The organism is Cytobacillus sp. Hz8 (assembly GCF_042263505.1).
In the GTDB taxonomy this organism is placed as follows: domain Bacteria; phylum Bacillota; class Bacilli; order Bacillales; family Cytobacillaceae; genus Bacillus_BE.
On record NZ_JBHKFI010000037.1, the window covers coordinates 1 to 11,310 of the forward strand.

Genomic DNA, 11,310 nt, shown 5'->3' on the forward strand with positions numbered 1-11,310 from the left:
TTGAGAAATTACTTTCGGGTTATAGCCTTGAATAATATTTAATTTTATATCACTTGTATATTTAGTCATATAAAAACTGCACCTCCAATTGTTAGATAGTGTCTAACAATTGGGGTGCAGTTCAAAACGCAGCTGCTTTTTATATTATTGTTTGGAAAGTTGACATAAAATAAGGATATTTTCATAAGAATTGTTGTTTTTGAATAAAATGCTGATCCCTTATCAGAGCGTCTGATGAGATTTGATTGCTTTGAAAGTCTTTAGAGCTGTTTAAATAGGCTCTACATTAGGAAACTATCGACTTGCAATTTATTCAATAGGGAGCGTGGACCTGAATATTCGCGAAAAGGAAGGACGAATAGGACGGCAGTAATTGCACCGATTAGGTTCCCTTGCACCTGTTCAATAATGGATAAATAGGATCGATAAATGGTTGGTTGGACTGCGAATATGGGAGCAATCCCAGCAAATACAGGCGATGAAAGTTGGAGAAGTCTCGCTAATAATAATGCCAAAACAATTGCGATTCCCGTTTTTAAGATGCGGGCACTGAGCTTCATAATGTAATTCCTTTTTATATCCCTTTTTGATTATATGTAATTAATCATGAAGAAGTATTGATTGTAGTATTTTCTTTATGATGATCTATTATGAAAATAACAAACAATAATGTACTATACATGCATTAAAGATGATGTACAAGAGGAAAAATAAACAAAAAGCGCGGAGAAGAAATCCTCAGCGCTTTTTGTTCTATTAAAAGATATGCATTTGCTTAAATCATTCGGTTGATACAGAAGGATCTGTTTGCTCTTTAACAGGTGATACTTGTAAGAAATGCTTTTCTGGATTTTCAAGCAGCTGTTTGAGTTGGTCTGCTTCTTCCGTTTGCCCTTGGCTTTCGAGAAGAGAAACATATTTTCCAAGCAACTCATGGATATCATCAATTCCTTTATCTTCTATAGTGGATAAGGAAACTTTTGCTCCTTTGGCAATTCTTCGTTGAAGGGCATCTTTTGTTAAACCTAATTCAGGTTGATAGCGAAGATACACAACTCCACCAGTCATTCCAGCGCAAATCCATGGTCCCGGGTCACCAAGGACAAGGCCTCTTCCGTTTGTCATATATTCAAAGGCAAACCCTTTGATATTTGCTCTGGAACCAATATTTCCATGTTCTTCTTCTGGAATCGGTTTTCTGACTTGCCCACCAATGATAATATCCGCACCAGAAAGTCGAATTCCTGCACGAGCATCAGCATTTCCTTGGACGACAAGAAGACCTTCTTGTGCACCATAGCCAAAACCTTTCCCAACCGAGCCATTGTAATATTTTCCATCTTTTCCTTTGGATTTTAGGATGACGATTTCGCCGCCAAAAGAGGTTTTCCCTGTTCCATCCTGTGCTCCACCAGTTACCTCAATATGAATTCCTTTTGTGTTATATGCTCCAAGACCATTTCCTGGAATAGAACCACTTTTATATTTTAAGGATACTGGAGCAAGTGCTTGATAAGAACCATCCAGTCTACCTCTTACACGATGACAAGAAACTCGGCTTCCTAAAACTCTTTGTTCAGACGTAACACTTTGATATTCACGAGAACGATTTAGATTTTCCACACTAGCATCAAGATATTCTGCACCTACGGCAACCTGTAATTGAGAGGTCTCCTGTGGTGAACCTTGAGAAGTTAATTGACCAATTTCTAGTGGCTTCAGTAAATAGGTTAAATCTAATTGATTCGTTCCTTTTGATTGTTCAAGAAGATCAGAGCGACCCACTGCTTCTTGAAGATTTTTTACACCGATTGAGGCAGCTAAAGTCTTTAACTCATTTCCAAATGCTGTGAAAAGGTTGATAATTCCTTGTACAGCAGTATCAAGTTGTCTTGGAACAAAGCGACGCAGGCCATGTTCTTTTGCTTGAGCCTCCGATTCAATTTGTGTTGCGATTCCAACATGACAAGTATCCAAGTGACAACCGCGACACGTTGTACAACCAATTGCAAGCATAGATAGTGTGCCAAAACCAATGCGGTTAGCACCGAGTAACATAACCTTTAAAGCATCTTTTGCACTCTTAATTCCACCATCAGCCCAAATTTCTACATGATCTCTTAATCCCGCTTCAAGCAGGGCATTATGTGCAGCTTTGACTCCGATTTCAACAGGGAGACCAACATATTGAAGGGCGTGGATTCTGGCCGCTCCCGTACCTCCGTCAAAACCACTGATAGTGACAATGTCTGCCCCAGCTTTAGCAATGCCCACTGCAATCGTACCGATATTAGGAACGACAGGTACTTTAACTGCAACCTTAGCTTTATCGTTCGCTGTTTTCAGTTCATGAACCATTTGTGCGAGATCTTCAATTGAGTAAATATCATGGTTGTTTGAAGGAGAAATTAAGTCCGAGCCAATTGTGGCATTTCTCGCTTCAGCAATCTTGGCTGTAACCTTAGAACCAGGTAAATGTCCACCTTCCCCAGGCTTTGCACCTTGCCCAATTTTAATTTCTAGTAGGTTAGAAGAATTTAATAGCTCTGCATTCACTCCGAATCTTCCGGATGCGATTTGTTGTCCGCGAGTTTTCGGATATTTTCCAAGCATATCCTTAATTTCTCCGCCTTCACCGTTAAGACTAACCATATTTAAACGATCGGCACCTTCAGCATATGCTCTAAAGGCAATTTCATTTTGGGAACCGAATGACATTGACGAAATAACAAACGGTAAATCATGTTCCCCAACTTGAATATTAACATCTTCTGGAGTAAGGGAAGAATAAATTGCCCTTAATTCAGTTAAATGACGAATCGTTGTTGGATTTTGCTGCTCTTGTTCATTGATTTTGTCACGGAAAACACTGTAATCACCTGTTGCAGCTACTTCACCAATTGATTTCCAGATACGAGGAAATAGGTGGAAGGTTTTTCCGACCCGTTCATTTTCATTAGCAAAATCTTTTGCCCGTTCGATTGCATCTTCCTTCATTGCTGCAAAGTTATATTGAAGGTTGTTAGAGCCAAAGAAATTAACGATTTTTAGCATATCAGTAATTTCTTCATTTAACCCAATTGCCGAGAATAATCGATCATAGCCTCTTAGCTCGTGAATCCCTATGGTTGAGATTACCTTTTCCAGTCCTTTGATTAAAGCAGAATAAAGATTCACTAATGGTTTGGTTGATTCATCCGCAACCGTCATAAACATGAAATACGGACTAATTAAATCAGCTCCTAAACCATAGGCGGTGATAACATCATGTAAAGATCTGATTGCAGCTGACCGTAAAAGAAGAGAACAGTTTCTTCTTATTTCCGATTTCACAAGAGATTGATCAATTGCTGAAATAACAAGATGCGGATCTAACCAAAGCTCGTCATTTTGATGCGCTTTGGCATCATCGATGACAAGGAGTGATTTTCCATTTTGAACAGCTTCTAATGCTTCATGACAAAGGCGATCAAGTGCTTCTGGTATAGTTTCTTCTTTGCTAAATGTTGCTGATAGATAGGTTAATAATTTTTTTTCTTGATATAACTGAATCAACTGATCAAAGCTTGGCTGTTTAATTTCCGTTGCACAATCAAATCCAGCTTTTCCTTCAATAAGTAGAGGTGAATTTAATTCAATGACTTTACTTATTTCACTATTCTCTAATAGTGAGGGTCTTGCACCAATGACAGCTCTTGTTGAGAAATGCTCTGTTTCCCGATCTCGGTCAATTGCTGGATTTGTTACAACAGCAACACTTTCTTTGATAAAATCAGTAATGTTTTTTCGCTCAGGATTTAAGGCTGCGAGTGGTGCATCATGACCTAATGAGCGAATAGGTTCAACCCCTTTTTCTGCCATTTGTTCAAGAAGCTGGATATGATCTTTTTCCCAGCCAAAGGCTTTATATTGCCCATTTTGAATTTTTAATGGGTAATTCATGGAGACCACTTTTGAAAAATGAGGTGGGATTAATCTTTTTCTATCATTCTTTAATTCTATTCTTTTAGTAAATCTATTATAAACTTGTTGTTGATAGTCATCTTGATAATAAACTTTTAAGTTATCCCCATTCCATTTCAAACCAACTTTTTCACCCGGGGCTAAAGGTTTAGGATCGTTAACATATTCACTATTTGGGAAGATTCCTGGCTCTGAAGAGAACAAATAGGAATTTTCTGTTTCCAGCATCCAAAGTGGCCGCAGTCCTAGAGCATCTACACTAAAGACTGCTTCATCAGCAAATCGAGAAATAATACCTGCAGGTCCTTGGGCAAAGTGTCCCCACGCTTCGCGAATATAGGCATATAAATCTTGCAAGTGTTCTGGATACGCCTTAATTTCGTTAATGATCGGCGGGAAAAGAATATCTAGTGCTTCAAAAAGTGAATATTGATCTCGACAAATAAGAGTTTCAATCGTTCTACTTAAATCTTGGGAATCGCTTCCATTTTTTACAAGAGGAACACCAATCATTTTTGCTTCATCACGCAGCTTGGAAATCGTATTGATTTCTCCATTATGTCCAAGAACGCTAAAGGGCTGAACACGGAAGAAACTTGATAAGGTGTTCGTGGAATAGCGATTATGACCTAATGTCATTGTAGATGCGACTAACGGGTTTGCTAAATCATGGTAATACTTTGGTAAAATATCTCCAGCACCCATGACTTTATAAATGGCATGATATTGGCTTAAGGAAGCTACATGGACATTTTCATTTTGTTCAAAATCAATAATGACTTCAAATAATTTCTTTGATAATTCTTTTCCAGACAAATTGGAAGTACAGGCAAATTGCCAGAATACAGGATTTTCTTGAATAGCGATTGGCCCAAGAGCAGAAGGATCCGTTACATCGTCTGCATCGAATATTAGTTCCAGTTGATGGTTACTGATTTTTTCCTGCAATTCTTGTTTAATCGATTCTGAATTGTGTAATCTTTGAATAAAAACATGTCCGACCAAGAACCCTTCTTGATTGACAAGTTCTGGGTTTTGTCCTGCATTTGATAATTTTTCCTTCCATAAGTCCCTCGGAATATCAACATGTATCCCAACTCCATCACCTTCACCATTAATGAATCCGGCCCGATGGTTCATCGTAACAAGAGCATTAATACAATGAAAAATGTTTTCTCTGGTAGGAATTTTCTTCTTTTCCATACATGAAACAATTCCGCATGCATCATGTTCCTGTCGATTAAAATCCTGAAATAAAGAAGGACTCCATTGTTGTGTCATAAATTCGGCAATTCTTGAGGGTAAACCTCCTAAGTGCCGATCCACCTCCTATTTAATATTGAGATATTTAGAATCAATATGGATTAATCACTAATTTTATAAAAGCAACATTTTGGTCGATAAAAAAAAGACTGACGTTGCAAGAAAATATGCTTTTTTTAGTAAATTTTTAGAAAAATGAAAATCTTTCAATTGAACTTTAGCAAAAAAAAGTCAAATCGTATACATATAATATCATAGGAATTTTCAGAAATCAATCGAATATACACTGGGAGTGTTTGGTTTATTGGCTTTAAACATGTTACAGATATGTGTCAAAACCTTGATTTGTAAGCGTTGCCAATGGGGAAACTTAAAGAAAAAGGGGAGGAAATGAATCCCTCCTCTTTGGTAGTAAAAATGTATATTTATTCATTCAAAAGTTGATAAAATGCATTATTGACTGCTTGAATGGTTGCTTCGACATCTTCTTTTGAATGAGCAATGGTTAAGAACCAAGCTTCATATTTTGATGGAGCAAGATTTATTCCTTGATGGAGCATTAATTTAAAAAACTTAGCAAACATTTCGCCATCGGTTTTTTCTGCTTGGGCATAGTTTTCAATTTTTTCATTAGTAAAGTAGACCGTCAATGCCCCTTTTAAGCGATTAATCGTAATAGGAATTAGGTGTTCTTTTGCAGCAGCGAGAATACCATCTTCAAGCATAGCACCAAGTTCATCTAAATATTCGTAGACACCATCTTGTTTAAGGACTTCAAGACATGCGATACCTGCAAGAATAGATGCTGGATTTCCTGCTGTCGTTCCTGCTTGATAGGCTGGACCAAGTGGTGCCACACGTTCCATGATTTCTTTTTTGCCACCATAAGCCCCGATTGGAAGGCCCCCGCCAATAATTTTTCCCATTGCTGTAAGGTCAGGCTGAATCCCAAGTAAATCTTGAGCTCCTCCATACATAAAACGGAATGCTGTGATCACTTCATCATAAATGACCAATGCGCCAGCAGCATGAGTAAGTTCATTAACTTGTTCTAAAAATCCAGGATTCGGTTCGACAATTCCAAAGTTTCCAACAATCGGCTCAACAAGTACTGCTGCAATTTGATCTCCCCATTTTTCAAGGGCTTCTTTATAAGGTTCGATATCATTGAATGGAACTGTGATAACTTCTTGCGCAATGCTTTTTGGAACACCGGCGGAATCAGGAGTTCCCAGTGTTGAAGGACCTGAACCAGCTGCCACGAGAACAAGATCTGAGTGTCCATGATAGCATCCAGCGAATTTAATGATTTTGTCTCTACCGGTATAGGCTCTTGCCACCCGAATGGTAGTCATGACGGCTTCCGTTCCAGAGTTGACAAAACGTATTTTTTCTAAGCCTGGCATAGCCTCCTTTAGCATTTTGGCAAATTTTACTTCGTGAGGGGTAGGGGTTCCGTATAAAACGCCGGTCTCAGCTGCATGCTTTATCGCTTCCGTAATATGTGGATGTGCATGACCTGTTATAATTGGACCATAAGCAGCTAAATAATCAATATATTGGTTCCCGTCAACATCCCAGAAATAAGCACCTTGACCACGTTCCATTACAACTGGAGCACCTCCTCCGACTGCTTTATAAGAACGAGACGGACTGTTTACTCCACCAACAATATGTTCTAATGCTTCCTTATGTAACCGTTCAGAGTTTTCAAATTTCATCTTTATCCCCCTAAAATAATTATTCGATTTTATTTTATCATTCTTTTAGTTCAGAATATCTTCTTTCGAAAAAATTCCAACATTCCATATCTTTAATATTCTAATCTAAGAAAAATAATGAGACCATTTTCATAACAATTTATATGAGTGGGTGAAAATATTGAACAAAAAATTCTTTAGGATCTTAACATAGACATGCCGTCATAGACCCCATGAACGAAACGTATATTTGAATTAAAGTCTTTTTAAGAGAGGGATTATCATGATAATTTATGCTCTAATGATATTGATATCCTTTTGTATTCTAATGAGTTTAAGAATGCTATTTTTCTCTTATAACATTAAAGGGAAATGGGTGTCATTTGAAAATTTCTTATTCCTAACGTTTATTTACGCAACAGTTATGATTGGTTTTGGATTAATTTACATTATCTTGGATATAAATGGTTCCCCAGTATTAATGGAAGGAAGTCGACATATTGAAGAGCTTTTGGGTCAACCAATTGCAATAGAAAAGGATATTGTTAAGGAATTCATTGACAAATTGGAAACGGGCTTATATTTCAGCGCGATAACATTGTTCTCTGTTGGTTATGGAGATATTGCCCCAGTAGGCATCGGAAGAATTATTGCCGTCATTGAAGCGCTAATTGGTTACACAATTCCAGCTGCATTTGTGGCTCGTGCAGTATTTGATATGGAAAAATAAGGTGTATTGGTTGTGCTCAATATATAAAAGGGATAGACTTGAAGCAACAAATAATTTGGAGGGTTCATTCATGACTACTTTAATAGGAGAAACTGCACCTAATTTTTCACTTCCAGCAAGTAATAAGGAAGTTGTCCATTTAGCCGATTATCGCGGAAAAAATGTTGTTATCTATTTCTATCCAAAAGACATGACTCCTGGTTGTACGACAGAGGCTTGTGATTTTCGTGATCAATATAAAGCTTTTTCAGATATTGATGTAGTGGTGTTGGGAATAAGCCCTGATCCATTGAAACGTCATGAGTCATTTATTGAAAAACATGGCTTACCTTTTCTTTTATTATCTGATGAGGAACATCAGGCTGCTGAAGCATATGGAGTATGGAAGCTAAAGAAAAACTTTGGAAAAGAATATATGGGAATAGAACGATCAACTTTTGTCATTGATGCTGATGGCAATGTGACGAAAGAGTGGCGCAAGGTGAAGGTAAAAGGGCATGTGGAGGAAGTGTTACAATATATTAAGGATACTTTAGTATAGGGACAAGTTTAAACCTAACCGGATGTAGGTCGCCGGTTAGGTTTTTTATGGGTAAACCCGTGTTTCAGTAGATGCAAATTCATTCAAGAAAATAAGCCTATTTTTATCTTTTAGTGACAATTGTCCATTCCAATAAACAAGTATGGAATATACTTGTATTAGGGCATACCTCCTCAGACATTTTTTAAGCAGACTTTTCAGGGTCTGCTCTTTTTATGGGAAAATATTTAGTTGAATGATTTTTGAGTAAGAATGATGATTAGGTAGAAATTAAATTAGAAGAAATTTTTATTTCTACCTAACATACATATATAATAAACAGTAACAATTATGTGAGCTTAAGGGGGATTAGAGTACAGAAGCGTAGGAATAATGAAATGTTCAATGAATTTTCGATTTTCCTTCCAATATAGAGGCCAAAGGAAACTTGAACTAGAGTATAATAAAAAATCGTGTATGAATAAATTTAAGTAATATTAATATTATGTTGTTAGAAATATTGACAAGAGGATAAAAGTCTTAGTAAACTATTTATAAAGATTATAAAGTAATAATATTTACTAGAAAAGAGGTGCATGACGTGTCTGAGAATCATTTGAAAGAAGCACTTGATACATTGAAGGATACGGGAGTTCGCATTACTCCACAGCGTCATGCGATACTCGAATATTTAATAAACTCATTATCACACCCAACTGCAGACGAAATATATAAGGCCTTAGAAGGCAAATTTCCAAACATGAGTGTGGCAACAGTTTACAATAATTTAAGAGTATTTCGTGAAGTTGGACTTGTTAAAGAGTTGACTTATGGTGATGCATCAAGCCGATTCGATTTTGCTACAACAAATCATTATCATGTGATTTGTGAAAAATGTGGAAAGATAGTTGATTTTCATTATCCAGGACTTGATGAGGTTGAGGCACTCGCTTCCCATGTAACGGGATTTAAGGTAAGCCATCACAGGATGGAAGTCTATGGTACATGTCCTGATTGTACTGTAAAAGAAGTACATTAACATTAACACATGGAGGCTGACTTTCATGAATCTTCTTGCTAGCAATTGAGGAGATTAACATGATTAAGTAAGCCTTTTTTGTTTTGTGATAAAAAAATGATGGATGGAGTCCCGCTAAAAGAAAAAACTCGGTTAATCACCGAGTTTGATTATTTTACTTTAAGAAAGCATAAATTGGCAGCTGAGATGAAGATCGACGTAGTGGTCAATTTTAGGAGTAAAGCATAAAGGCAACTATGCCTCTGCTTTCGCCTGAAGGCGTGCCAATCGGCGAGTTTTCTTTATTTATCATGTTTTTTTCGATTATAATTTTCGTCAAATTCTTTTCCTTCAAGCTTTTGATCAAGAGTTAATGGTTCATTGCAATACATACACATATCAACTCGCCCTAGGATTTTTGTTGTTTTTCCACAATTTGGACAAACAACTTGGACGGTCTTCGTTGAAAGCATACCAATCCAAAAATAAACTCCAGTACTTGCAAGTATAAAAATCATCCCAAAGAGCATAAAGATTGTCATAACAATTGGTTTATTTCTAAATAGTATCCCAAAATACATCACGATAAAGCCAATGAAAATTAGGGATAAAGCAAATGTGCGAATTTTATTAATTTTACTTTTATACTTAGCCATCCTTGTCCCCCCTAAAAACTAACTATATCATAATAATATCTGAAAAAGGCAAAATAGTTGTATCTTTCGATTGTCGAAAAATGTCTATTTTTTTAGAAGGATTTTTTAAAGGAACGTAGAAAGTATATGCAAACAATAAAGATGGAGGAAATGTAATGGAAGATATTCTTCGCCCTATTTATCAAGAGCGAGCTAGCCAAGTAAACACTCTAGGAGTTCTAATTATAGAAAAAAAGCAGAAAGCACTCCCGACAACAGATACCTTCGATGCGATTTTGCTCATCGTTGTCAGTGAAGCAAATGAGCCTGTATATATTAAGCACTATTCTTATGGCCAAAAAAAGGCAGCTTTACATATTGTGACAGAAAAGCAGCTTAAAGAATGGATTCTCATGGGGTCCAATCGAAAAGTATTTGAATGGATATATAGCGGTCAAATATTATTTGATCGAAATGAATATTTTAACAAGTTAAAATTAGAACTACAGGATTTTCCTTTTTACGGAAGAAAGATGAAAATGGGGTTAGAATTTGCAAAGTTAATAAGGCGTTATATGGACGGTAAGGCATTCTTTGAAAATAAAGATTTCTTGGATGCGTATAATCATGTGGTTCATTCCTTACATCATTTAGCAAGATTATCAGTAGTAGAAAATGGTTTTCATCCTGAAGTAACAGTTTGGAATCAAGTAAAGCAAATAGAACCAGCTGTGTATAAACTTTATATAGAGTTAATTAGCAGTGAGGAGCCTCTTGAAAAACGATTAGAGTTATTGTTTTTAGCAAGTGAATTTTTAATTCATTCGAAATCAAGTCAAGGAGCCTCACATCTGTTAGAAATTTTAAAGGAAAAGGAAAAATGGTCTATAAGTGAAATTATTGAGCATCCTGAGTTGAAGAATTATTCCGTTGATTTAGGTATGCTGCTTGAATATTTAATTGAAAAAGGATTTATTGATGTTGTTAATATAGAAACAAAAGGACCAGGATTGTATCATCGCTATTACAAAGTTGCTGAAAGTATTTCATAAAATATTTTCAAAAAGTATTGACCTAATAATAAATAATTGTTATATTTATAACCGTCGCTGCGAAACAGCTAAGAATATTCGCGGTTGACGGTTCAAAAATGTTATTGACAGTTTGAATCGATAATGTTATATTAATAAAGTCGCTCGTGAGCGATTGAAAGACAGATTGTTCTTTGAAAACTAAACAAACCATACGTCAACGTTAATTCTATTTTTAAAATTAAGAGCTAATCTTACTCTTTTTTGGCCGACTAAAAGCCGCAACGTCCTGTTGCGTACGTCGGCACTTGAACATCCTGTTCTTCGGAGAGTTTGATCCTGGCTCAGGACGAACGCTGGCGGCGTGCCTAATACATGCAAGTCGAGCGAACTTGCGGGAGCTTGCTCCCAAAAGTTAGCGGCGGACGGGTGAGTAACACGTGGGCAACC

General features: G+C 36.6%; 7 protein-coding genes, 1 rRNA gene and 1 pseudogene. 5 read left to right on the forward strand and 4 right to left on the reverse strand.

Annotation, left to right across the window (positions count from 1 at the left end):
- Positions 1 to 344: 344 nt before the first annotated feature.
- The 3 genes and pseudogenes from ACE38V_RS23040 to ACE38V_RS23050 all read right to left on the reverse strand — a co-directional run.
- A pseudogene (locus ACE38V_RS23040) lies at positions 345 to 560 on the reverse strand (aromatic acid exporter family protein); the annotation flags it as partial.
- A gap of 220 nt (positions 561 to 780) precedes the next feature.
- Positions 781 to 5,244, reverse strand: a complete 4,464-nt coding sequence (locus ACE38V_RS23045; RefSeq protein WP_375845083.1) for a glutamate synthase-related protein — start codon at positions 5,242 to 5,244, stop codon at positions 781 to 783.
- A 407-nt stretch (positions 5,245 to 5,651) separates the two neighbouring features.
- The gene (locus ACE38V_RS23050) at positions 5,652 to 6,947 is read right to left on the reverse strand and encodes a glutamate-1-semialdehyde 2,1-aminomutase (protein WP_375845085.1); all 1,296 of its coding nucleotides are present in this window, start codon (positions 6,945 to 6,947) and stop codon (positions 5,652 to 5,654) included.
- Between the two features lie 262 nt (positions 6,948 to 7,209).
- Between ACE38V_RS23050 and ACE38V_RS23055 the strand changes: the two genes are divergently transcribed.
- The 3 genes from ACE38V_RS23055 to perR all read left to right on the forward strand — a co-directional run bounded on the left by ACE38V_RS23055 (position 7,210) and on the right by perR (position 9,215).
- Positions 7,210 to 7,656, forward strand: coding sequence for an ion channel (locus tag ACE38V_RS23055; protein WP_375845086.1), 447 nt, complete (start codon positions 7,210 to 7,212; stop codon positions 7,654 to 7,656).
- Positions 7,657 to 7,726: 70 nt separating this feature from the next.
- The gene (bcp, locus tag ACE38V_RS23060) at positions 7,727 to 8,197 is read left to right on the forward strand and encodes a thioredoxin-dependent thiol peroxidase (RefSeq protein WP_375845087.1); all 471 of its coding nucleotides are present in this window, start codon (positions 7,727 to 7,729) and stop codon (positions 8,195 to 8,197) included.
- A gap of 580 nt (positions 8,198 to 8,777) precedes the next feature.
- Entirely contained in the window at positions 8,778 to 9,215 is a 438-nt protein-coding gene (gene perR / locus ACE38V_RS23065) for a peroxide-responsive transcriptional repressor PerR (protein ID WP_375845089.1), read from the forward strand.
- Between the two features lie 281 nt (positions 9,216 to 9,496).
- On the opposite strand, the gene ACE38V_RS23070 is transcribed toward perR, so the two are convergent.
- Positions 9,497 to 9,850, reverse strand: coding sequence for a YgzB family protein (locus tag ACE38V_RS23070; RefSeq protein WP_375845090.1), 354 nt, complete (start codon positions 9,848 to 9,850; stop codon positions 9,497 to 9,499).
- Positions 9,851 to 10,005: 155 nt separating this feature from the next.
- Here ACE38V_RS23070 and ACE38V_RS23075 point away from each other — a divergent pair, with 155 nt between their 5' ends.
- Together ACE38V_RS23075 and ACE38V_RS23080 are read left to right on the forward strand one after the other, a co-directional pair.
- Positions 10,006 to 10,881: a nucleotidyltransferase-like protein gene (locus ACE38V_RS23075; RefSeq protein WP_375845092.1), complete on the forward strand. Its 876-nt coding sequence runs from the start codon at positions 10,006 to 10,008 to the stop codon at positions 10,879 to 10,881.
- Between the two features lie 300 nt (positions 10,882 to 11,181).
- A 16S ribosomal RNA gene (locus ACE38V_RS23080) occupies positions 11,182 to 11,310 on the forward strand; the annotation flags it as partial.